22 protein-coding genes are annotated in these 23,051 nt (G+C 66.4%); 3 read left to right on the top strand and 19 right to left on the bottom strand.

The window, feature by feature from the left end; all coding sequences use genetic code 11:
* Window positions 1–296: 296 nt before the first annotated feature.
* From C9F12_RS21335 to C9F12_RS21290, 10 genes are all read right to left on the bottom strand, one after another.
* Complete coding sequence (locus tag C9F12_RS21335) at window positions 297–1,037, bottom strand: ABC transporter permease subunit (RefSeq protein WP_108450139.1); 741 nt, start codon at window positions 1,035–1,037, stop codon at window positions 297–299.
* A gap of 189 nt (window positions 1,038–1,226) precedes the next feature.
* Window positions 1,227–1,940, bottom strand: a complete 714-nt coding sequence (locus tag C9F12_RS21330; RefSeq protein WP_108450138.1) for an ABC transporter permease subunit — start codon at window positions 1,938–1,940, stop codon at window positions 1,227–1,229.
* Window positions 1,941–2,079: 139 nt separating this feature from the next.
* Window positions 2,080–2,934 carry a transporter substrate-binding domain-containing protein gene (locus C9F12_RS21325; RefSeq protein ID WP_108450137.1) on the bottom strand — a complete coding sequence of 285 codons (855 nt, stop codon included), beginning with the start codon at window positions 2,932–2,934 and terminating at the stop codon, window positions 2,080–2,082.
* Window positions 2,935–2,964: 30 nt separating this feature from the next.
* Window positions 2,965–3,777 (bottom strand): amino acid ABC transporter ATP-binding protein, encoded by an 813-nt coding sequence (locus C9F12_RS21320; protein WP_108133341.1) that lies wholly within the window; start codon window positions 3,775–3,777, stop codon window positions 2,965–2,967.
* A 7-nt stretch (window positions 3,778–3,784) separates the two neighbouring features.
* Complete coding sequence (locus C9F12_RS21315) at window positions 3,785–4,969, bottom strand: pyridoxal phosphate-dependent aminotransferase (protein WP_108450136.1); 1,185 nt, start codon at window positions 4,967–4,969, stop codon at window positions 3,785–3,787.
* A complete protein-coding gene (locus tag C9F12_RS21310; RefSeq protein WP_108450135.1) occupies window positions 4,966–5,721 on the bottom strand; it encodes a class II aldolase/adducin family protein in 756 nt (251 codons plus the stop codon). The genes C9F12_RS21315 and C9F12_RS21310 overlap by 4 nt, the downstream gene beginning before the upstream one ends.
* Entirely contained in the window at window positions 5,718–6,629 is a 912-nt protein-coding gene (locus C9F12_RS21305; RefSeq protein WP_231498688.1) for an ABC transporter substrate-binding protein, read from the bottom strand. The genes C9F12_RS21310 and C9F12_RS21305 overlap by 4 nt, the downstream gene beginning before the upstream one ends.
* A gap of 144 nt (window positions 6,630–6,773) precedes the next feature.
* The gene (locus tag C9F12_RS21300; RefSeq protein WP_108450134.1) at window positions 6,774–8,480 is read right to left on the bottom strand and encodes a 5-guanidino-2-oxopentanoate decarboxylase; all 1,707 of its coding nucleotides are present in this window, start codon (window positions 8,478–8,480) and stop codon (window positions 6,774–6,776) included.
* Complete coding sequence (locus tag C9F12_RS21295) at window positions 8,477–9,100, bottom strand: HD domain-containing protein (RefSeq protein ID WP_181248663.1); 624 nt, start codon at window positions 9,098–9,100, stop codon at window positions 8,477–8,479. Before C9F12_RS21295 ends, C9F12_RS21300 begins: the two co-directional genes overlap by 4 nt.
* 17 nt (window positions 9,101–9,117) lie before the next feature.
* On the bottom strand, window positions 9,118–10,299 hold the full coding sequence (locus tag C9F12_RS21290; protein WP_108450133.1) for a TauD/TfdA family dioxygenase: 1,182 nt from the start codon (window positions 10,297–10,299) through the stop codon (window positions 9,118–9,120).
* Window positions 10,300–10,603: 304 nt separating this feature from the next.
* Between C9F12_RS21290 and C9F12_RS21285 the strand changes: the two genes are divergently transcribed.
* The gene (locus C9F12_RS21285; RefSeq protein WP_240184324.1) at window positions 10,604–11,656 is read left to right on the top strand and encodes a GlxA family transcriptional regulator; all 1,053 of its coding nucleotides are present in this window, start codon (window positions 10,604–10,606) and stop codon (window positions 11,654–11,656) included.
* A gap of 20 nt (window positions 11,657–11,676) precedes the next feature.
* Here the strand turns inward: C9F12_RS21285 and C9F12_RS21280 are convergent, their stop codons facing one another.
* Together C9F12_RS21280 and C9F12_RS21275 are read right to left on the bottom strand one after the other, a co-directional pair.
* Window positions 11,677–12,945 (bottom strand): TauD/TfdA family dioxygenase, encoded by a 1,269-nt coding sequence (locus C9F12_RS21280; protein WP_108450131.1) that lies wholly within the window; start codon window positions 12,943–12,945, stop codon window positions 11,677–11,679.
* A 315-nt stretch (window positions 12,946–13,260) separates the two neighbouring features.
* On the bottom strand, window positions 13,261–14,220 hold the full coding sequence (locus C9F12_RS21275; RefSeq protein WP_108450130.1) for a GlxA family transcriptional regulator: 960 nt from the start codon (window positions 14,218–14,220) through the stop codon (window positions 13,261–13,263).
* 277 nt (window positions 14,221–14,497) lie between these two features.
* Between C9F12_RS21275 and C9F12_RS21270 the strand changes: the two genes are divergently transcribed.
* Window positions 14,498–15,493 (top strand): GlxA family transcriptional regulator, encoded by a 996-nt coding sequence (locus tag C9F12_RS21270; protein ID WP_045994548.1) that lies wholly within the window; start codon window positions 14,498–14,500, stop codon window positions 15,491–15,493.
* A 12-nt stretch (window positions 15,494–15,505) separates the two neighbouring features.
* Here the strand turns inward: C9F12_RS21270 and C9F12_RS21265 are convergent, their stop codons facing one another.
* On the bottom strand, window positions 15,506–16,180 hold the full coding sequence (locus C9F12_RS21265; protein WP_108450129.1) for a Fe2+-dependent dioxygenase: 675 nt from the start codon (window positions 16,178–16,180) through the stop codon (window positions 15,506–15,508).
* A gap of 218 nt (window positions 16,181–16,398) precedes the next feature.
* Here C9F12_RS21265 and C9F12_RS22680 point away from each other — a divergent pair, with 218 nt between their 5' ends.
* Window positions 16,399–17,772 (top strand): hypothetical protein, encoded by a 1,374-nt coding sequence (locus C9F12_RS22680; protein ID WP_162816545.1) that lies wholly within the window; start codon window positions 16,399–16,401, stop codon window positions 17,770–17,772.
* Window positions 17,773–17,940: 168 nt separating this feature from the next.
* Here C9F12_RS22680 and C9F12_RS21250 read toward each other — a convergent pair whose 3' ends face one another.
* The 6 genes from C9F12_RS21250 to C9F12_RS21225 all read right to left on the bottom strand — a co-directional run.
* Complete coding sequence (locus tag C9F12_RS21250) at window positions 17,941–19,332, bottom strand: BCCT family transporter (protein WP_108450128.1); 1,392 nt, start codon at window positions 19,330–19,332, stop codon at window positions 17,941–17,943.
* A 130-nt stretch (window positions 19,333–19,462) separates the two neighbouring features.
* Window positions 19,463–20,281: an alpha/beta hydrolase gene (locus tag C9F12_RS21245; protein WP_108450127.1), complete on the bottom strand. Its 819-nt coding sequence runs from the start codon at window positions 20,279–20,281 to the stop codon at window positions 19,463–19,465.
* A gap of 40 nt (window positions 20,282–20,321) precedes the next feature.
* A complete protein-coding gene (locus C9F12_RS21240; RefSeq protein WP_045994798.1) occupies window positions 20,322–20,774 on the bottom strand; it encodes a thioesterase family protein in 453 nt (150 codons plus the stop codon).
* Entirely contained in the window at window positions 20,774–21,727 is a 954-nt protein-coding gene (locus C9F12_RS21235; protein ID WP_108450126.1) for an L-carnitine dehydrogenase, read from the bottom strand. The genes C9F12_RS21240 and C9F12_RS21235 overlap by 1 nt, the downstream gene beginning before the upstream one ends.
* Window positions 21,724–22,644, bottom strand: a complete 921-nt coding sequence (locus tag C9F12_RS21230; protein WP_108133355.1) for a 3-keto-5-aminohexanoate cleavage protein — start codon at window positions 22,642–22,644, stop codon at window positions 21,724–21,726. Before C9F12_RS21230 ends, C9F12_RS21235 begins: the two co-directional genes overlap by 4 nt.
* A gap of 283 nt (window positions 22,645–22,927) precedes the next feature.
* A partial coding sequence (locus C9F12_RS21225) for a transposase (RefSeq protein WP_146188265.1) occupies window positions 22,928–23,051 on the bottom strand: 124 nt, incomplete at its 5' end.

Below are 23,051 nucleotides of genomic sequence, written 5' to 3'. Positions count from 1 at the left end.
ATCCGGTACCTAGCCCTTCACCTGAGGGCTGGCGGCTACCTTTTTCGAGGTAGGGTGGATGCGAAAATAACTTTTCAGCATATAAAGTAAGCCTTAGCACCAAAAATCAACACAAATCACAGGCGGCCCGCAAAGACGATTACCTGGTTGGCGGGGCGGACAACCGTGAGCCAGCATCTGGTAGAGGGGCATCGACAGAGGTGTGCCAGCAAATGGTGGTCCATTGCCGGCACAGGGAAAGGCGGAAAGGTCACATCAACATGGGCGTCGATGCCGGTGCGGATGGCGAAGCGCCTTTACACCCGACGAGGTTGTCCAAAGGGGCGCCAGGCGCGACGTGCCGGTTGTACCCCCGGAAAGTGGTGCTCGACCTGACGCAGGCATAGCGTCAGCACGATGGTCAGCAACAGATAGACGGCGGCGATCAGCAGCAGCGGTTCGTAGGTCAGGAAGGTCTCGTCGCGAATGATGTTGGCCGCCTGGAGCAGATCCATCATGGCGATGGTCGAGACCAGCGGGATCGACTTCAGCAGCAGGATCATCTCGCCGGTGAGGGTGGGCAGACACAACTGTACCGCGCGGGGTAGCCACAGACGCCAGAATACCTGGAACGGGTTGAGGCCGAAGGCCCGCCCGGCCTCGCGCTCGCCTGGCGGTACGCTGAGCAGGGCGCCGCGCAGGATCTCGCCGCTGTAGGCGCCGACCGAGAGGGTGAAGGTAAGGGTGGCGTAGAAGAACGGGTCGCGCAGCAAGCCCCAGAAGATGCTGTCCTGGATGCCGGGGATGCCTTCCAGCAGCCGACCCACGCCGTAGTAGAAGAAGAAAAGCTGCACCAGCAATGGGGTGCCGCGAATGACCGAGGTCACCGCCGTGGCCGTCCAGGCCAGCGGTCGGGGGCCCCTGATGCGTGCCATGGCCATGCCGACGGCCAGGGTGAGGCCGGCGATGGCCGATACCAGCAGCAGCCACAGGGTATTGATCAGGCCTTCGATGAGGTATTCCTGATAGAAAGGGTCGCTCAACCAGCTGAAGTCCATATCAGGTCTCCCGGGGCTGGAGGTGAGAGTGGGGCTGGCCGCGTTTGACACGCCGTGAACGACCAAAGGGCGCAATGAAATGACACCAGCGCATATCAGGTCTCCCGGGGCTGGAGGTGAGAGTGGGGCTGGCCGCGTTTGACATGCCGTGAACGACCAAAGGGCGCAATGAAATGACACCAGCGCATATCAGGTTTCCTGGCTCTGGGCCTGTCCACGCCTGACCCGGCGCTCGATCAGCGCGAAGACCAGGTTGGACGACAGCGTCATCATCAGATAGAGCACACCGGCGGCGGCGTAGAACAGAAAATGCGCACGGGTGCTGGCGGCGGCCTGTTGGATGGTGAAGAACAGTTCGCTGTAGCCGATCACGCTGATCAGGGCGGTGTCCTTGATCAGGATCAGCCAGAGGTTCGACATCCCTGGCAGGGCGTTGGGCAGCATCGCCGGCAGGGTGATGTGGAGAAAGCGTGCCCAGGGGGAAAAGCCGAAGGCGTCGGCGGCCTCGAGCTGGCCCTTGGGGATGGCGGAGATGGCGCCGCGGAACACCTCTGTCATGTAGGCGCCCTGGACGAAGGCCAGCACCCCCACGGCGGTGACGAAGCCGTTGATGGCGACCTGCCCGGGCAGGCCCAGGGCGTTGGTCAGAGCGGTCAGCGCCTGGGAGCCGGCATAGTAAAGCAGGATGATCAGCAGAAGCTCCGGCACCGCACGCACGCCGGTGGAGTAGGCGCCGCCGATACCGCGCAGCCAGGCGTGTCGAGACAGCCGGCAGGCGGCACCGACAAAGCCAAGCAGCACGCCGATGGCGTAGGCCAGGCAGGCGATCTGCAGGGTGGTGAGGGCGCCGTCGAGGATCGGTCCGGCCCAGTCGGCCAGCCCCTCCTGAGAAGCGTTGTTCATGGGGCATTCTCGTCGTGGGTGAAAGTCGCGATGGCAGCGGGCCTGGTGCGCATCCGGCGGCTGTTGCCGGCGTTCGACCAGGCCACGGCCTCAGGCAGAAGCGTCGTTCACACGAGCGCAGACACTTTTCGTACAAGCCCTAGCCCACGCAGACGTCGGTGCCGAAGTAGCGCTCGGACAGCTCGCTGCAGATGCCCTGCTGATTGACCGCCTTGATGGCGGCGTTGACGTCCTCGGTCAGGGCGTCGTCCTCCTGGCGCAGGCCGATGCCGACGCCTTCACCGTAGGCCTCGTGGTGCGGCGCCGTGGCCTTGATCTCGAAGTCGGCGGCTTCATCGCGTTCGACCAGCTCGATCATGGCGATCTCGTCGGCCAGGATCAGGTCCAGGCGGCCGGAGAGCAGGTCGCGATTGACCTGTTCGGCCTGGTCGTACAGACGGATATCGACGCCGCTGTCACGCAGGGCGCGACGGGCGTAGGTGGCGTTGGTGGTGGCGCTCTGCACCCCCAGCACCTTGCCGTCCAGGCCCTCGGGCGGCTCGATGTCCAGTGAGCGGGCGGCGACGTAGGCACCGGGGGTGAAGTAGTAGGGCGAGCTGAAGTCGATGACCCGCAGGCGCTTCTCGGTGATCGACATGGAGTTCATGATCATGTCGATGCGTCCGGCCTTGAGCGAGGGGATGATGCCACTCCAGCCGGTCGGGGTGATCTCGCACTCACGGCCCATCTGGTCGCAGATGGCCGATGCCAGTTCCACCTCGAAACCGGTCCAGTCACCGTCGGAGGAGGTGTAGGTGAAGGGCGGATAGGGTTCGGCGGAGATGCCGATCTTGAGGGGCTCGCCAGCAGTTTGGAGGGCAGGCTGGTTGGCTGCCTGGTCGGTCGCATGGGCGCTGCCGATGGTGGCGGCAGCGAGGGTCGTGGCGAGCGCGACGCCCAGGGCAAGGCGACGAGCGAGGTCGGCTGACGGGCGCAGGGAATGGGATACGGTCATGGGAACTCCTGGTTGTTGTGTGACGGGTACTCAGGCTGCGGGGGCGATGAAGCGCCGGCAGCGTTCGTTGTCGCTGTGTTCGAAGATGCGCTCGGGGGGGCCGGCTTCGCCGACGACGCCGCGGTCGAGAAACACGATCTGGTCGGATACCTCCCGGGCGAAGGCCATCTCGTGGGTCACCATCAGCATGGTGCGCCCCTCGTCGGCCAGGCCGCGGATGACCCCCAGCACCTCGTTGACCCTCTCCGGGTCCAGCGCTGAGGTAGGCTCGTCGAACAGCAGGATCTCGGGCTCCATGGCCAGCGCTCGGGCGATGGCCACACGCTGCTGCTGGCCACCGGAGAGAAACGCCGGGTAGGCGTCGGCGCGCTCGGCCATGCCGACGCGCTCCAGATAGTGGGCGGCCAGGGCGTTGGCCTTCCTGCGTGAGATTCCCTTGACCCGCACCGGGGCCTCGCTGACGTTGCCGAGCACGGTCAGGTGCGGCCAGAGGTTGAACTGCTGGAATACCATGGAGACCTTGCCGCGCAGGCGTTGCAGCTGATGGCGACTGAGCGGCATGTCGGTGTGGCTGCTGCGGGGGCCCTGCTCGGTGAAGCGGATGCGTTCATCGGCGATGGAGAGGCTGCCCTGCTGGGGCCGCTCCAGCAGGTTCATGCAGCGCAGCAGGGTGCTCTTGCCGGAGCCACTGGCGCCGATGATGGTGGTCACGGTGCCTTCGGCGACGCTCAGGGAGACGTCGCGCAGCACGCTGGTGTCCCCGTAGCGCTTGACGAGGTGACGAGCCTCGACCACGGGGGAGGTGGGGCTCAAGTCGTCGCTGGTGGTGACGGATGGTGGCATAGGCGACTCAGGGGCTGGTGACAAGACAGGCATCGGCAAATTCACGAAGCCGTGTTGCGGCGCGACTCAGGCGCTCCGGGGGCTGGGTCAGGCTCAGCCGTACGAAGCCAGCCGCCGAGGGGCCGAAGGCCTCACCGGACAGCACCGAGATGCCGCAGTCATCGAGCAGGCCATCGGCGAACTCGGCCGATGACAGACCAGTGGCGCGGATGTCGACCATCACGAACATGCCGGCGTCCGGGCAGATCGCCTTGACCGAGTCGGCACCGTCGAGGGCGCGGCAGACGCTGTCGCGGCGCTCGCGGTAGGCGGCGTGCATGGTGGCAAGCTCGGGGAGGTCGCTGTCGAGCGCGGTGATCGCCGCGTCCTGGATAAAGTCCGGGCAGCCGTACAGCATGCACAGCGCCAGATTGTCCAGGTGCTCGATCAGCGCCTCGGGCGCGACCACCCAGCCCAGCCGCCAGCCGGTCATGGCGTGGGACTTGGACAGGCTCGAGATCACCACGCTGCGATTGGCCATGTCGGGCAGCGCCAGCGGGCTGTGGTGCTCGCCCTCGAAGATCAGCTCGGCGTAGACCTCGTCGGAGATCAGCCACAGGTCATGGCGGTGACACAGCTCGGCGATCTGCTCCCACTGCTGCCGTGTCATCGACTGTCCGGTGGGGTTGTGGGGGCTGTTGAGCAGGATCGCCCGGGTGTTGTCGGTGATCGCGGCGGCGATATCGGCCACGTCGAGTCGGAAGCCGGCCTCTGGCCGCAGCGGCACTCGGGCAAGTGTTGCACCGGTCGACTGGATCACCGCCTCGTAGGTGACGTAGCTCGGCTCCGGCACGATCACCTCGTCGCCTGGATCGAGCAGGCACTGGGCGGTGGCGTAGAGCCCGCACTGGGCGCCGGCCATCACGATCAGCCGCTCGGGGGATACCTCGACACCCTGATGGCGACGATAGTGGCGGCTGATGGCTTCGCGCAGCTCACCCTTGCCCTGGACGTCGGCATAGTGGGTCGCGCCGCGGTCGAGGCTTTGCTTGGCCGCCTCGATGATCGGGGCGGGGGTGGTGAAGTCGGGATCGCCCACCGACAGTACGGTGATGTCTTCACCGCTGGCCTGGCGCTTCAGCGCACGCACATGGATGTCCCAGGCCGCGGTGCCTTCGCCGGCGATGCGTTGGGTCAGGGCGGAGACTTTCATGGTGAAGGGTCCTTGTTGTCGGAAGCGGCGGGAGCATCGATGCCGAGGCGGCGCAGTTCCGCCCGCCAGGCAAGCTCGGTGCCCTGGGGGCTCGCGGCCCAGTCGTCGTACTGGCGGGCGACCTTTTCGCAAAGCTCAGGACTGGCGCTGACCAGCGCCGCCCCGGTGGCCTGGGCCGCGAGCTGGGCCTGGCAGGAGCGCTCCAGGTCGCGCATGCGCAGAAAGGCGTCGCCGACGCTTTCGCCGACCACCAGCAGGCCGTGCTGGCGCAGGATCATGCTCATGTGTACGCCGAGGTCACGCACCAGCCGTTCACGCTCGTCCAGGTCGAGGGCGATGCCCTCGTAGTCGTGATAGCCGATGCGCCGATAGAACTGCATCGCCCACTGGTTCAGCGGCGCGAGGCCCTGCTCGAGGCACGACACGGCGACCCCGGCGACGCTGTGGGCGTGCAGTACACAGTGGGCGTCGGGACGCGCCGCATGGATGGCGCTGTGGATGGTAAAGCCGGCCGGGTTGATGCCGAGGCCGGTGGGATCGTCGAGCACCTGGCCGTGCTCGTCGACAGTCACCAGAGAGTCGGCGGTGACCTCCTCGAAGCGCAGACCGAAGGCATTGAGCAGGAAGCGCCCCGGGGCGACTCGTGCCGAGATATGGGTCGAGATGCCATCGTCCATGCCATCCATGGCCATCAGCCGGTAGGCGGCGGCCAGGTCGCGGCGGATGCGCTGCTGGCGGCTGTCTTCGCTCACAGGCTCGCCTCCAGGGCGGCCAGGGCGTCATCGCCGTCGCGGGTGGTGACGCCTTCGAGGAAGGCAGCGCGCTTGTCGGGATGCTGCTCGAGCCACTCTCGGGCGACCTCATCGAGGTCACGCTCCTCGAGGCTGAAGGCCTTGATGAACTCGCTCTGCTCATGCGCGCTGAACACGAACTGGTCGAGCAGTCGGGTCAGGTTGGGATTGGCCTCGGCGAACTCGCTGGCGACGATGGTCTTGACGTCGCTGCGGCCGTTGTCGGGGCCGAACACGCCTTCGCTGTCGTCGAGAATGTGTACGTCGTACTCGGGGATCATCCAGTGAGGCGTCCAGCCGTAGAAGACGATCCAGCGTTGTTCGTTCACCGCCGCCTTGACTTCGCTCAGCATGCCGGGGGTCGAGGAGGACATGACCTCCCAGTCACCGAGCCCGTGGGTGTCGCTGTCGATGGCGGCGTGGATGAAGTCGGTCACGGTGGAGCCGCTTTCGATGGAGTAGAAGGTGTGCTCGAAACGCTCGGCGTTCTGCGCCTCGCCCAACTGGGAAGCGTCGGTGATACCGGCCTCGGCCACGTAGCCGGGCACGGCGAATCCCATGCGCGCGCCGGTCACGTTGTTGCCCAGATCGACGATGGCGTCCGCCGCCATGGCGGCGTCGTAGCTTTCCTGCTGGGCCGGCAGCCAGCCGGCCAGAAAGGCGTCGCTGTCGCCGGTGGTCAGGGTCTTGTAGCCCACCGTGGAGCTGAGCTCCTGGCGTTCGACCTGGTAGCCCAGGGGCGCGACGAGCTGCGCCAGGATCTCGCTCTTGACGGTGACCCCGGGCCAGGGCGGAACGACCAGGCTCAGCTCATCGTCGCGGTCAGCGGCCTGGGCGGAGGCGGCGGCAAGGCCGAGCGCGGCTGCCAGGGCGATGGAACGGGGCTTGTGCGAGAAACATCGAGTCACGGGGAACTCCTTCGTTATTTTATGGATGCATAAGTGATGCATAACTGATGCATAAGTGATGCATGGTCGGGACGCCGTCGATCCGCTCGGCGCAGGCGTCCTGCCTCAGTGTTCGAGCTGGCGACACCAGGCCAGGGCGTCGATCTCGACGATCAGCGGTGAGCCGGCATCATTCAGGCTTGAAAGCGCCGACGCCAGGTCGTCGGCGCTGGCGGCCTGACGATAGCGGCAGTCGAAGGCCTGGGCGAGGGCGGCGAAGTCCGGGGGAGCCAGATCGACTCCCACGTGAGCGACACCGTCGGCGCTCATGTAACGGCGTATCTCGTCGTAGCCGTCGTTGTTCCAGATCAGGATCGCCAAGGGCCTGGCCAAGGCGGTGTCGGCGCAGGCCGCATCGCTCGAATCACGGTTGATTGACCCCTGCTCGGTGCGAGCGCGGTCGGCCTCCAGGGCGATATCCCGGGCGGTGGCTAGCTCTCCCAGCACGAACTGCAGGCCACCGTCGCCGACCAGCGCCACCACCGGCAGATCCGGTCGTGCCAGTCCCGCGCCCAGGGCCGCAGGCAGGCCGTAGCCCAGGGTGCCGAAGCCGGTGGCGGCGTTGAACCAGCGACGTGGCGCCGGGCGTCTGGCCACTACGTTGCCGGCGTACACCGGGCCGGTGGAGTCGCCGACGATGATCGCCTCGGGCAGTACCTCGTCGAGGGTGGCAAACAGCGGCCGATAGCGCGCGAGCTCCGGGTCATCGGCGAGGGCCAGCTCGTGGCGCACCCGCTCGCAGCGCTCGCGACCGACCTCTCGTTGTGGCCGGCCTTCATCTTCGCCGCGTTCCAGCGCGCCCAGCAGGGCCTCGGCGGTCAGCCCGATATCGGCCACCAGGGCCAGGTCGGCGATGTGACTGCGCGCCAGCTGCTCGGCGTCCAGATCGACCCGGATCAGGCTGCCCTCGAGCTTGAAACCGTCGTCGAACACCAGGTCGTAGTCGGTTTCGCCGAGTTCGGTGCCAAGGGCCAGGATGACGTCGGCCTGCCGGGCCAGTCGGCGTGTCGCCGGCAGGCTGGCGGTGGCGCCCAGGTCCAGCGGATGGTCGGCACCGAGCAACCCGCGGGCATTGATCGTGGTCAGGGTGGGGGCGTCCAGGTGTTCGACCAGGGCGGTGACGCTGGTGGCGGCGGCGCAGGCGCCACCTCCCACCAGTACCAGCGGGCGCTGTGCCTCGCCCAGCAGTCGGCTGGCGGCCGCGACGGCCTGGGGCGCTGGCGCCGGGGGAAAGACGCGCATCGCCGCAGGCATCGGTGCCTTGACCGGGGCGGCGAACAGATCGATGGGGATCTCGATATGCACCGGCCCCGGGCGTGCGCCCTGGAACACGGCGAAGGCGCGGGCCAGCACTTCGGGCAGCGCCTCGGGATCGAGCAGGGTATGGCTGAAGCGCGCCACCCCGGCCAGGGTCTGGCCCTGATGGGGCATCTCGTGGAGACGGCCCTGGCCGCGCCCAAGCGTCGACACGGTATTGACGCTGGAAATCACCAGCATCGGCACCGAATCGGCCAGCGCCTGGCCCATGGCGGTGGCGATATTGGTCATGCCCGGGCCCGTGATGATAAAGCAGGCGGCGGGTCGCCCGCTGGCCCGGGCGTAGCCGTCGGCCATGAAACCGGCGCCCTGTTCGTGGCGTGGCGTGACGTGGCGAAGTCGCGAATGCTCAAGGCCCCGGTACAGCTCGACGGTGTGCACGCCGGGAATGCCGAAGACGGTGTCGATCCCCTGAGCCTCGAGCAGCTCGATCAGGCGCTGGGCGCAGGTGGTCATCGGGAGGCCTCCTGGGCATTCGCCTGGGGCTCGGGGCTCGAGTCGCTGTCCTCCACCACGCTCGGCAGGCCACCGAAGGGTTCGCGGCCCATGACGTTTTCGATCATCGGCAGGAAGGCGTCCAGTGGCAGGGTGTCGTAGTCGGGGTCGAAGCTGGTCTGGTCCCAGTCGTCGCAGAAGCGCACCGTGCGGGCGTAGGCCGGGTGGTCGCGATAGGCCTCACGGGCGTGGCGATCCTGGCCGAAAAAGTGGCGGTAGTGGTAGCCCTGAAACAGCTCGTGGTGACGGATCATCCAGACATTGAGCGGGTCGACGAAAGGCTCGAGGATGGCGGCGGCGATCTCGGCGTGATTGGCCGGGGCCAGGTCGTCGCCGATGTCGTGGAGCAGGGCACAGACCACGGTCTCTTCATCGGCGCCGTCACGCAGCGCGCGGGTGGCGGTCTGCAGACAGTGCTCGTAGCGGTCCACCGGATAGCCGTGGGTGTCGCCCTTGAGTCGCTCGAGGTGGGCGAGCACACGACGGCAGGCGTCGCTCTGGTAGGCACGAAAGTGGCGGTCGATCAGGCGCCACTCTTCGGCGGTGCTCTGGTCAAAGCGCGCGAAGCGGGCCTGGGTCAGTGCGAGATCGCTGGTGCTCATACGCTGGCCCCCTGGGTGGTTCGTGGGAGGTTGTCGGCGGTACCGGCTTCCGAGTCGTGTGCGGGCTTGAGCCGATCCTTCAGCAACAGGCGTCGACTGGCGGTGCTGTCACGGTCCACGTAGCCCTGGCGCAGGTGGCGTACGCCGCCTTCGAGCTGAAAGGCGGTACGCCCGTGCAGCAGGCGGTAGTTGTCCATGATCAGCATCTCGCCAGGGGACAGCTTGAGTTCGAGGGTGAGCTCGGACGAGCGAATCAGTTGGTAGAAGGCCTTGCGGGCGGCGTAGTAGCGGCGCAGCAGGGCGCTGTCCATCAGGTCGATACGCTCGGTGCGGTTGGAGTAGCGTACCCGCGTCACCTCGCCCCGGGCGTCGAGCTCGATCAGCGGACCTTCGCTCTCTAGACGGGTGGTCTCGTCGTGGTAGCGAAAGCGCGGGGTCACTTCAGTCAGGCAGGCGAAGGCGTCGGGATCCTGCAGACGCAGGCGTCGAGCGGCCTCGAAGCCGTCCACCAGGGTGCTGTCGCCACCATCGGCGGCGTTGGTCAGACAGTGCAGCCAGATGTAACCGGGGATCGGATCGCGATAGGGGTTGTCGGTGTGGGGCTCGAGGCCGCGCTGGGTCATGGTCAGATCGTAGGCGTTGGCCACCGACTTGACGTCGGCGATGCCGCCCCAGTTGGTCCGGCGCAGCGGGCCGATACGGTCGATCAACGGCTGCATGCCGTCTTCGCTGACAGGTACGTCCGTGACGCGCACGAAACCGAAGCGATGCAGCTGGTCGAGCAGATCGAGCAGCGCCGGATCGCTTTCCAGTGCTTGCTTGAAGCTGGCCTGCGGGGGTGTGGCGAGCGTCGAGTCCCAGTACACCCGTGAGGCGTTGTCGTCCGAGCGCTGGCAGCGCACGGCATCCACGAGTTCGTCGATCGTGATGCTGCCTCGATGGCCATCGGAGAAGGCCACGACCAGCCGCCCATCCTGGACGTCTGCCTGGGTGAGGATCAGATCCAGCGGTAGTTCGGCGGCCTCGATCAGACGCTGCCCGGTCTGGGGGTCCAGGGTTTCGGCATCGGGCAGGCGTTCGCGCAGCCACAGGGCATCAAGACGGTGATGCCCTTCACCAAGGGTCAGCGCCAGTTGGCGGCCGTCATCGGTCAGTTGCGGGGGCGTCTGCTGGGTCATCGTCGAGGCTCTCTCCGGATTCGATCGGTCTGGCGTTGTAAAAGGCTCACCAGGTCGAGGAAGGGCGGTTCGTCACCTGGCGTCGCTGTCTGGGCTACAGGTTACTGTGCTATTTGGGATACAATTTGATCAAATTCGCCATAGCCTTGATAAAATTCGCCCCATGTCGGACGTTGATCACCACTTGCACAGTGACACAGAAAGCCACGCCAACAGCCACGCCAACCGCCGTGCCAACCGCCCGGCAGACAGCGAGGCCCGCTGGCCCGACAGCCATCCCTATCCGCGTCCGGACTCGCCGCCGCTGTTGTCGCCCGACCAGGCCGAACACACCCTGGACGTGTGGCTGGTGCCCAAGTTTTCGATGCTGACGCTGTTCTGCCTGCTCGAGCCGCTTCGGGTGGCCAACCGTTTTGGTCGGGATCTGTTTGCCTGGCGCCTGCTGTCCGCCGATGGCGAGGCGGTGACGGCCAGCAATGGCGTACGCATCGATGTCGATGGACGTCTGTCGGAGGTTACCGAGGCCGACTGGTACCAGGGGCTGGCGTCCAAGGGGCGTCTGATGGTGGTGTCGTCCTATGAGCCGGAAGCCTGTATCGGTGCCGAGGATCTGGCGCTGCTCAAGCGACTGGCGGCCCATGGCGTCTGGCTTGGGGGGGTGGACACCGCACCCTTTATCCTGGCCAGGGCGGGCGTACTGGAGGGCTATCCGGTGGCGCTGCACTGGGAAAGCGTGCCGGCCTTTCGCGAGGAGTTCCCTGAGCTGGAAGTGCGAGCGGACAGCTACGTCTGGGAAGGCGGACGTCTCACCGGCTCCGGCGGCGCCGCCAGCATCGACATGATGCTCGAGTGGATCGTGACCCTTTATGGTCCTTCGCTGGCCGAGGCGGTGGGGCGACAGATCGTGCATTCGCGGCCTGCGGAGGCGAGGGGAGCCGCAACAGCGCAGCAAGCAGCAGGGAGGGCTGGGGCCAGCACCGGCTGGGTAGCGGATCGGGCTTCGCCCAGGGAGCTGCCGCGTGGGGTGCTGCGCGCACTGGCGGTAATGGAGGCCAATCTCGCCCAGGCGCTGCCGATTCCCGACGTCTGTCGTCTGGCGGGCCTGTCCCAGCGCCAGTTGACCCGGCTATTCGTGCAGGAGTTCGGCGAGACGCCCAAGCAGTGCTATCTGAACATGCGGCTGGACCAGGCCCAGCGCATTCTGGCCGACAGTCGCATTGCGGTGACCGAGGCCGCGGTGGCGGTGGGCTTCAGCCACCTGGCGCACTTCTCCAGAGCCTACCGCAAGCGCTTTGGCGAGGCGCCGAGCGTGACCGCCCGGCGTGGGCTGCGGCCACCGGCGTCGGCGGAAGGCTAGCCGGTGGCCTTGCCTCGCCGCTAGGCCTGTCCGGCCTCGCCCAGTTCCCGCTCGCGGCGACGGCGCTGGACGATGCGATAGCGCGAGCGCACCTCATCGCGCTCGAGGTAGCAGCCCTGCAGCCAGCGGTGGCCGGAGTCGCCTTCAAAGGCGTCACGAGCGTGCAACAGGCGGCGATTGTCGAAGATCACCAGGTCGCCGGGGGCGTAGGTGAAGCGCAGGGCGAAGCGGGGCTCGCGCAGGCGCTGCTGGAGCGCCATCAGTGCCCGGTAGGCCTCCTCGACCTGGTCGAAATCGGTCATCAGCGGGCCGCGCAGGAAGTCGGCGATGCGCACCTCGAGCAGTTGCTGCTGTTCATCGAGCACGATCATCGGCGAGTGCCAGACGTAGTCGGTGGTCTTGGCGGTATTGGCGTAGCGCCAGTGGACGCGAGTCAGGGTAGCGAAGGCCTCGGGGTCTTCCTCGCGCAGTGCCTCGGCCACCGCGAAGCCGTCGAGCATTACCGCCTGGCCGCCGGCCACGCTGTTCTCGAGACAGTGCAGGAACTGAAGACCGGGATGGTACTCGCGGGTCGGCAGGTCCACGTGAGGCGGCAGGGCAATCGAGGTGTAGGCGTTGGAGTCCGGGTCCGGCTTGGCGCGAACGTTGAACAGGGTGCCGAAGTTGGTGGCCCGCAACGGCCCGAAGCGCTCGGCGATGTTCTCCAGGGTGCCGGGCTCGGTGGGCAGGCCGCGCAGCCGCACGAGGCCGTGGCGCAGCAGCGCGTCGAGCGCCGGGGCCAGGATCGTCTCTTCTTCGGGGCTGTCGGCCTGGGTCGCGGTCCAGCCGCCGGCGTCCAGGGTGACCGGTTCCTTGTCCTGGCCGCCGAGCCAGGTCTCGACCGGTACCAGCGGCGCCAGCGGATCTTCGGTGTTGTCGTAGTCGTGGGCTCTCAGCCAGCCGGGGTGAAAGCGCAGGCTGCGCTGTTCCGGCGTCATCAGCAGTTCGACGGCGCCGCTGGCGTCCAGCGTCGCTTGGGCAATTTCCGGCCAGGCGTCCAGGCTCGACAGATCGAGGATGCGCTCCCTTGTCGCTGGATTGATGGTGCTGTCGTCGGCGGCGTTTTCGCGCAGCCAGACGCTGTGATAGCGGCTGACACGGCCGTCCTGCCAGTTCACGGTCAGCACCCTTGGCGTCGAGGCTACGCTTGCGATGGGCACCTCGATCGGCCAGGCGTCATAGTCCGGGGTGCGCGGTAGATCGACCGAGGCGGACTGCTGGTGTTCGCTGGTGTGCTGTGGCTGGTTCATCGGGACTCCGTCGAAGCTGGGACGGGCGCGTGGTGCGTCACGGATGGCAGCGCCCGCGCTGTGCGTCATGGATGGCAGCGCCGACTGGCGCTCAAGTGGGGACCAGCTTGCCTGTCAGGCAGCACCGAAGTCGTGCATAAATCGACAGGTAGCGTGCAAAATCCGACATTCAGGGCGCGCCAGGTACGCCAGGTATGCCAACTGGCCAGGGCGAACAGGGCGACAGATGGTGGCCCGTGTCAAAGGAGGCGTCGTCTTGGCTCCCGGGGGGGCTGGCGCCGTGGCGTGTAGTAGACAGAAGTTGGTGGGCCAGTGTTAAAGGAGGCGTCGTCTTAGCTCCCGGGGGCTGGCGCCGTGGTGCTGGCGAAAGGCGCGGGTGAAGCTCGAGGCGGAGGCGAAGCCGCTGGCCAGGGCGATGTCCATGACGCCGTGACGAGTGCTGGTCACCAGATGGTGGGCCAGCGCCAGGCGACGCTCCAGATACAGCCGGCTCGGGGTACGGGCCAGGTGGTGCTGACAGTCGCGCTCTAGCTGACGCTCCGACAGGCCGATCTGGGCGGCCAGTTCGGCGATGGCCAAGGGGGACTCCAGGTGGCTGTCCATCAGGCCGATGACCCTGGTCAGGCGTTCGGGCAGCCGCTCGAATTCGCTGGCGTCACGCTGGCGACTGGCCGGCAGGCGACGATGGTCGTGCACCAGTTGCTGCTTGACCCGCCGGGTCAGGGCATCGCCGTGGCGGCGGCGGATGGTGTCCAGCGCAAGGTCAATGGAGGCGCTGGCGCCGGCGCCGTAGAAGCCGACCGGGCCGACCTCGTAGAGCGACTCCACCGCTTCGATGTCGGGATGGCGACGGCGAAACTCGGGCAGGCTTTCCCAGTGCAGGGTCACGGTGTCCTCGATCAGCCCGGCGTCGGCCAGGCAGAAGACACCGGTGTCCAGCGCGCCCAGACAGGCGCCCTGTGCCCGGCGTTGCGCCAGCCAGTCCCTGAGCGGCTGGTCCACTGCGGCCATCGGCTCGAAGCTTGCGCACACCGCCAGACTAGGGAGCCAGGGGGCATTGTCCAGGTCATGCTCGACGCTCAGGGGAATGCCGTTGCTGGCGGTGACCGGCTCGCCGTCGCGGCTGATCAGGTGCCAGCGAAACAGCGGCTGTCCGGCCAGACGATTGGCGATTCGCAAGGGGTCGATGGCCGAGAACAGCGCCACCATGGAGAAACGCGGCAGCAGCAGAAAGCCGATGGGTTCCGGGACAGGGCCCTGGTAGGTCAGACGCATGGTGGCCTCATGGATGGCGGGGGCGGGACGGCGCTGGCCGCGCCAGGATCGGTGGTTCGGGTATCGGCGCACCAGCGACAGCGGATTCAGGATCGGCCCGGTCCGCACCGCGCTGCAAGGGTGCCACCCTCGTACGCTGCCCTCAACTCAGGGCGCAGGCGAGACACGGCCAGCCAGGAGGCGCGGCCCCACTCTACTCAGCCTTTCGACGTTATCGTCGATATCCTCATGCTATGCTGCGCCGCAGTCACGAGCGTCGGTAAGGAGGCGGACAGCGATGGTAGAGCTCAGTGGTCAACGCCTGGAGGCGAGCGCCGGTGAAATCGAGCAGGCCGAACAGCGGCTGGGTTTTCTGCTGCTGCCGCAGTTCTCGATGATGGCGTTTTTCTCGGCGGTGGAGCCGCTGCGCATCGCTAACCGTATCGCCGGTCGCGCTCTTTATGACTGGACGCTGATCGGGCTGGGCGGAGGGCCGGTGACCGCCAGCAACGGCATGACCCTGCTGGTGGACCACCCCATGGAAGACGTCCGCAATCTGCCGTGGCTGGCGGTATGCAGCGGCTTCGATCCGGAATTGTGGATCGGCCACGGGCTCAGCGCCTGGCTCAACCGGCTCGACCAGGGTGGCTGCTGCATCGGCGCGCTGGACACCGGCGCGGTGGTGCTGGCGGAGGCCGGCTTGCTCAGGGGGCATACGGTGACCCTGCACTGGGAGACGCTGCCCACCTTCAACGAACGCTATCCCTCGATTCGCACCTGCGACGAGCTGTTCCTGCTGGAGGAGCGGCGCTTCTTCTGTGCCGGCGGCGCGGCGGCCATGGATATGACCCTGGAGATGATCGCCCGTCGCCACGGCATGGCGCTGGCGGTGGACGTGTCCGAACAATTGATTCACGACCGCCTGCGCTCGCGCACCGACCAGCAGCGAATGAGCCTGGTCAGGCGTCTTGGCACCCACCAGCCGCGGCTGGTCGATGCGGTAGCGCTGATGGAGTCGCACCTGGAAACGCCCCTGCCGTTGGCCGAGATCGCACGCCGCAGCCGCGTGTCGAGTCGCCAGCTACAGCGCTTGTTTGCCGATGTGCTGGGCACCTCTCCCAGTGCCTACTACCTGTCGCTGCGCCTCAAACGTGCCGCCCAATTGCTCAAGGATACCGACCTCGATGTGCTGGCGATCGGGCTCAGCTGTGGATTCGGCTCGGCGTCGAGTTTCAGTCGCGCCTTCCGCAGGGCGTTCGGAACCGCGCCGCAGGCCTTTCGACACCACGGCTGACCGGCACTCAAGTCAGATCTCGGCCCACATCCGCAGCAGATTGGCCAGGCTCTTCGAGATGCTGTCGAACTCGGCGGTCTTGCCGTCGCGCTCGAAGATCTGGCGGCGAGTGGTGTCGAGGTCGAACAGCACTTCACGCTGTTCAGGCTGGCGTACCTGGCTCTGCAGCCAGCCCACCGCGGCCAGTCGCTCGCCCTGGGTGACCGGGTCGACGCGATGCAGCGTCGAGGACGGGTACAGGATCATCGAACCCGCCGGCAGCTTGAAGCGCTGTTCGCCCTGGGTGGTCTCGGTGACCAGCTCTCCGCCCTCGTAGCTGTCCGGATCCCCAAGGAAGATGGTGAAGGACAGGTCGGTGCGCATCGGCCCCTGGGGGGTGGGCATCACCGCGTCGTCGACGTGATTGCCGTAGGTCATGCCTTGCTGGTAGCGACTGAACATGACCGGCTTCATTCGGCGCGGGCGCGCGGCGATCTGGAACAGGGTGTGTGCGGACAGGGTCTGCATGACCTCGTCACGCAGGGCGGCGATGGCGGGCTCCTGGCTGCTCGCCTGCTGGTTGCGCTTGACCGTGCGCGCATGCCAGCCGGCGGTCTCCCGTCCGTCACGAAAGTCGCTGGCGTCCAGTGTCTGGCGAATACGCTGGAGCTGGTCGTCGGTCAGCACCTTGTCGATACACAGAATCATCGGAGGCTCCCGCAAATGGCCGTCAGTATACCCGACTGTTAATCGTTTGCATTACACTTCGTGACACGCCAGTCTAGTGGGCAGGCACCTGATGGTTTGACTGGCGCAGACATTGCCAGATCGGACATGGGGTTGCGGCAAGTGGACCCTGGTTCCATCGAGCGCGAGCCCTGAACAAGAAATTGGCCCCAAGTAGACGTAGAAGGAAGGAGCACCCCATGACGCAAGAGACTCGTACCAAGCTGTGGATTGGCGTTGGCGCCAGCATACTGCTCGGATCCAGCGCCGCCTGGGCCGACCATCACGGCGATGGCGACGATATGCACAAGGACGACGCTGCCTACGAACAGAGCCACGGCGGTGAAGGTGGCGAAGGCGGCGAAGGTGGTGAAGCCGGCCACGGTGGCGAAGGTGGCGAAGCCGGCCACGGCGGTGAAGGCGGTGAAGGCGGCGAAGGCGGCGAGCACGGCCACGGTGGTGAAGGTGGCGAAGGTGGTGAATCCGGCCACGGCGGTGAAGGTGGCGAAGGTGGCGAGAAGGGCCACGGCGGTGAAGGTGGTGAAGGTGGTGAAGGTGGTGAAGCCGGCCACGGCGGCGAAGGCGGTGAAGGTGGCGAGAAGGGCCACGGCGGCGAAGGCGGTGAAGGTGGCGAGCACGGCCACGGCGGCGAAGGCGGCGAAGGCGGCGAAGGCGGTGAAGGTGGCGAGAAGGGCCACGGCGGCGAAGGCGGTGAAGGTGGCGAGCACGGCCACGGCGGCGAAGGCGGCGAAGGCGGTGAAAGTGCCTCCCTCGCCAGCGATCCCTATGCGGTCTTTGCCTATCTGACGGCGTCTTCCGGTGGTGAAGGTGGCGAAGGTGGCGAAGGCGGTGAAGGCGGCGAAGGCGGTGAAGGCGGCGAAGGCGGCGAAGGTGGTGAAGGCGGTGAAGGTGGCGAAGGCGGCGAAGGTGGCCACGTCGACGCGGCCAACCCTGGCGTCTACACCACTGAGCTCGCGCTGATGCTCGGCCACCTTGAGGTCGCCAAGGAGCTCTACACCGAGGGGGCCAAGACCGCGTCCTACCCCCACTTTGGTCATCCCTACCACGAGGTGTACCCCGGCATCGCGCCTGCGCTGGAAAGCCGTGGCATTGACGCTTTCGATACTGAGCTGGAAGCCTTCTCCGGCAAGGTGCAGCAGGGCGGTGACTGGAGCGAGGTCGAACAGGATTACGCATCGCTTCGCGAGACCATCCTCTCGGCCATGGCCGACGTCGACGATGGCCTCGAGCAGGATGCGGGCTTTCAGGCCAAGGTCCAGCTGGCGCTGTTGAAGACCGCGCTGCACGAGTACGAAGAAGCCGTGGATGACGGCGAGTTCAAGAACGTGGTCGAGTATCAGGACGGTCGTGGCTTTGTGCTGACCGCCCGGGAGTCGCTGGAGCGCCACGCCGACATGTTCCGTCAGGCGGGTGCCTACGATGCCCTGGTCGAGGGCTACGACGGGCTGCTCGAGGCCTGGCCGACGGCCAAGGCGCCGGAGTCTCCGGTGATGACGGTAGGCGAGCTGTCGGCGGCGATGTTCCCGCTGGAGGCCGAATTGGGCAAGTTCTGATGGAACTGCCCTTGAGCTAGCATCCCAGAGCTAGCGTGAAGGGGCCGGCGTCTGCCGACGCTGGCCCCTGGACGTAAGTCCGCCAACCACACCTGGTCATGACGCAGACAGGGCCTGTTTCCAGGCCTTGTCTGCGTTGGTCGTTGGGGTGGCACTCGACAATGCGGCTCAGGAGTCCTGGCCCTGCCTGTCGCTCAGATCATCGTGCCTGCCTCGGATGCGCACCAGGAAGGCGGCGACCAGTGCGAAGATTCCGAAGGCGACAGGCACGGCGGCGACCGAGATCAGGGTCAGAATGACCTTGAAGATGTCGCCTTCCAGCCAGTTGATCACCACCGCCAGGGCGGCCATGGCAACGATCCAGAAGGCTCGTGAGCGGCGCACCGTCAGCATCTCGCAGACCAGTCCCGCCGAGTCGGCGCTGGTGACGAAGAACAGCAGGATGTTGAGCGCCAGGACGGCCGACAGCACGCCATGGCTGTCGAGGGTCGCCATCAGGGCGAAGACGTCCTCGGAGCCGGTCTCGAGTCCGCCGAGGCCGAAGGTGGTAAACCACAGGCAGGAGAACAGACTCGGCACCAGCATCACCCCCAGTACCAGCTGGCGCAAGGTGCGGCCCTTCGAGATACGCGCGATGAATACGCCGGTGAACACAAACCAGCCGTACCAGGCGGCCTCGAAGGCGTACAGCCAGTCCGCCAGCCAGGCCTTGTGCTCGGGATCGCCGAGGCCGATATCGGTCGCCATCGCCGGGTACTTCACCAGGTATTCCGGCAACAGTCGGGTGAAGGTGCCGAGGATGTCCAGCGGTGAGGTCAGTGCGAAGACGCTGACCATCAGAAACAGGGCGAACAGCGTGTTGTAGTTGCTCAGCCACTTGATGCCACGCTGGAGACCCGAGGCGCTGGAGGCGATCGCGAACAGCGACAGCACCAGGATGATCAGGGTGGGGCTGGCGTCGATGCCGAAAAACTGCTCGAGGCTCTGTTTGAGCGGATCGGTGGCGTAGGAGAAGGTCAGCGACAGGCCGATGACGGTAGACACCACCAGGCTGACCAGGTTGAGCTTGCTGAGAAAGCCGCCACCAAGCAGCGTCTCGGCGGGCTTGTCGATGTTCAGGTTGTACATGGCGTGAGCGAAGATCACGCCGATCGCCAGATAGCCGGCCCAGGCCAGCAGGCCCCAGTGGTTGAAGGCGTACAGCAGGGCCTGGTCGGTGCTGTGGCCGGCATCGACGTGGTAGCGCGGTTCCAGCACGCCCCAGGTCACCAGGCCGATGCCCATGCCGGTGGCGAACAGCATGCCGAGCCAGGCCAGGGTGGAAAACTCGGGATCTCCCTGGCCGAACCTGAGCCGCCCCAGGGGAGTGAACATCAGCACGGTAAAGACGATGGAGGCGGCGAAGGCCGGGTAGGTGAAGATGAAACCGAAGTTGCCGATGACGTTGACCTTGATGGCGTCAAGCAGCGTCTGGAAGGGGCCTGGGGCGAGGGCGGCAAAGGAGATCAGGGCGATGACGGTGGCCACGGTGGCGACCGAAGTGGTGATGTTCTGGTTCATTGGCGTCTCGTTGTCGTTTTGGAGGGGCGGGCGGTCGGCGGTGTCCTCGGTTGGGCAGGGTAAAGGCGACGAAAATGTGCTGGATAGTCGATTCAAGCACTTGAAAAACAAGGCGTTTAGAGAAAAGACTCTAGTCAAGATGTGCGGCAAGCGCACGGCAGAATGCTCGCCAGGCAGCCTCCATGGCAGGCAGTGACGAGCGCGCGTGCAGGGCGCCGTGCAACATGCCCTCGGCCATATGCACACCGACCTGGTGGTGGCAGCGGCGCCATTCATCCAGTGTTGCCAGTAGAGGGGGCGTCAGCGGGTCATGCTCCACGGCCAGGCACTCGATGGCCCGGCTGGCGGGCAGGTCGTCGCCGATCCGGCGAGCCTGTTCGGCGATCATTGACCAGGCTGCCAACACGTCCTGACGGCTGAGCAGCGGCGCGTCCGGCCCGAGGCTTGTGTCGCTTGGCGTGCCGAGCAGCGGGTAGACCAGGCCCAGGGGGCTGTCATCGGCAGCACGCCTGGCGGCGTCCAGCACCAGCCGGGCACCGGCGCTGTCGCCGATCAGGGCAACCGGCGCAAGCCGCTGACGGACCACCTCGACGTCGTCGAGCAGCGCGAGATAGCTCGCCTCGGGCATCAGCCGGTAGTTCAGGCTGACGACCTCTCGCCCGAGGGCCTGGGCAAGACCGGCGGCGACACCTTGGTGGCTCTCTACCGAACCGATGGTGAAGCCGCCACCGTGGGCGTAGAGCACGACGCCGTCGGCGCCGAGGTGCGGCCGATAGCGGCGCACGCCGACGCCGTCGATGACCTCGTCGGTGACGGCGATCGTGGCCGGTACGGGGCCGGCGAAGCTGGCGCAGAGCTCGTCGTAGTGGCGCCTCGCCTGGTTCATCGGCATCGTCGCCATGGCGTCGAGCCCGGCCTGGAAACGTTCGGCGAAGTCATCGATGGTCATGGTCTGGTGTTCCCTGGCCGAATCTGCGCTGATGGCGCCGTCAGCGTCGGACGATGCCGATACGCCGCCCGAGTCCCTCGGGAGCGGGCGATGAGATGACCGGCAGCGCAGCGATGGCGGTGTCCACCGCCTCGGGGAAAGGTCCCGGTCGACCGCTGTCGAGGTCGATGCCCATCAACATCTGTTCGCTGGTGGCCAGCAGCTGTTCGCCGCTGTGCAGCTCGAACCACAGATGCAGGCGCTTGGCGTCACGATCGACCAGCGTGACCTCGACCTGAAGGGGCTGCCCCTGGTGGGCCTCGCGCAGGTAGCGCAGGTGGGTCTCCAGGGTGTAGAGGGTGTAGCCGTGCCGGTGGCGCCCGGCCTCGTCGAGGCCGATACGCTCCATCAGGGTGTCGACCGCCAGGGAAAACACCCTGGCGTACTCGGCGTCGTTCATATGGCCGTTGTAGTCGACCCAGTCAGGCTTGACGTCGGTGTCGAGCAGCGCCATCAGATGCGCCCCTCGAGGCCTTCCGCCTCCGGCCAGTACTTCTGGACCAGCCCGAGCAGCTCGACCAGAAAGTCGTCACGACGGCGATCCAGCTCGGACACGCTGCGACCCGCGGCCTGGTGCTCGCAGCCCTCGACCACCCGATCGATCAGCTCGTCGGTCAGCTCCGGGGCCTCGAGCTTGGTCCAGGGCAGCTTCAGGGCGGGGCCGAACTGTTCCAGCATGTGGCGCATGCCCTGATCGCCGCCGGCCAGATGGAAGGTCAGGAAGGTGCCCATCAGTGACCAGCGCAGGCCGCAGCCGTAGACCACGGCGGCGTCGATCTCTTCGGTGGTGGCGACACCGTCGTTGACCAGATGCAGGGACTCCCGCCACAGCGCCTCCATCAGGCGATCGGCGATATGCCCTTCGATCTCGCGACGCACCACCAGCGGGCGCATGTCGAGTGCCTGGTACAGCGCCTGGGCCCGCTCGGTGTGTTCGGCCTGGGTGGCCTCGCCGCCGACCAGCTCGACCAGCGGCAGCAGATACACCGGGTTGAAGGGGTGGGCGACGATGACCCGACCGGGCGCTTGCTGACAGCCCTGTTGCAGGTCGCTGGGCTTGAAGCCCGAGGTCGAGGAGCCGATCAGCACCTCAGGCGGCGCCGCGGCGTCGATCTGGGCCAGGATGCTGCGCTTGAGCTCGAGGCGCTCGGGCACGTTTTCCTGGATCAGGTCGGCGCCGTCCACTGCGGCTTCCAGCGAGGTCGCAAAGCGCAGGTTGTCGGGGCTTGCGCCCTCGGCCAGGCCCCGTTTTTCCAGTGACGGCCAGGCATTGTCGACGAAGGCACGGGTGCGTGCCTCGGCCTTGGGGTCGGGGTCAAAGGCGGCAACACGCCAGCCGTTGGCCAGGGCGCGAGCGATCCAGCCGTTGCCGATGACGCCGGTACCGATGACGGATAGCTGTTTCATGCATCACCTCCAGCGCTGTCGCCGGCGATCTGACCGGTGGACGGGTCGCGCAGCTTGAGGAACTTGCGGGTTTCGGCCGGGGTCATCACGTTGGCGCCAAGGTGGTTGATCATCCGACCGGCTTTCTCGACCAGCTGGGCGTTGGAGGCCAGTACTCCCTTTTCCAGGTAGAGGTTGTCCTCGAGGCCGACGCGGGCGTGGCCGCCGAGCAGTACCGCCTGGGCGGCCATGGGCATCTGGTGGCGACCGATGCCGAAGGCCGCCCAGTTGGCGTTGGTCGGCAGCTTGTTGCGCATGGCCAGCATGGTCTCGGTGTCGGCCTCGGCGCCCCAGGGGATGCCCAGGCACAGCTGGTAGAGCGGGTCACCGTCGATCAGGCCTTCGGCCTGGAGCTGGCGGGCGAACCATACATGGCCCAGGTCGAAGCACTCGAGCTCCGGCTTGACCCCGGCGGCCTGCACCAGGCGGGCGTGTTCACGCAGCCAGTCGGCAGAGTTGACGTAGATCATGTCGCCAAAGTTGAGGCTGCCGCAGTCCAGGGTGCACAGCTCAGGCAGCAGCTCGCCCACCGGCTCATGGCGCTGGGCCGGGGTCTGGATGTCGGTGCCGGGGCCGCCACGGGTCGGATCCTGGCTGTCCGGAATCCAGTCCCCGCCACCGCCGGCGGTGATGTTCATGACGATGTCGGTGTCGGCCTCGCGCACCCGCTCCATCACCTCGCGGAAGTGATCCAGCGAGTGGCTGACGCCACCGGTCTCGGGGTCGCGCACGTGGATGTGGGCGATGCTGGCGCCGGCCTTGGCGGCCTCGATGCAGTCGTTGGCGATCTGCTCGGGGGTGACCGGTACCTTGTCGCTCTTGGCGGTGGTGTCGCCGGCGCCGGTCACGGCGCAGGTCAGAATGACGTTGCGGTTCATGATGCTCTCCTCGTCGTGAATGGGCGCAGTGTGGCGAAGATGGCGGCCTGTCACTTGGCGCCAAGCGTCGTTTCGTTGACGTCATGCGACATTCTTGGTGTCGCTGCCAATCTGTGCCAGAAAAGGCGTGATGAGGAGGGTAGGGAGAGTGCGGGGAAAGGATTCGGCAACGAGCGCCACCAAGTAGCACGTTCATCGACGTATCCCTTCACCTCTGTATTGGAATAGAGACCCATGACCGACTTTACTCAGCACGATCTGTCCAGCGCCCCCGAAAAAAGGTTCATCGCACTTTGCCGGGAAATGCGGCACGGATCTTCAGGAAGAAGTACGCAGTGTCGCGGTATCCATAGGCCATCCGCTTGATAACTTTGATTCGGTTGTTCATGCCCTCCAGCACACTGGTG

Origin of the sequence: Halomonas sp. BN3-1 (assembly GCF_003056325.1) — a bacterium.
Taxonomy (GTDB): Bacteria; Pseudomonadota; Gammaproteobacteria; order Pseudomonadales; family Halomonadaceae; genus Halomonas; species Halomonas litopenaei.
This window is presented reverse-complemented; position numbering and strand designations above follow the sequence as displayed.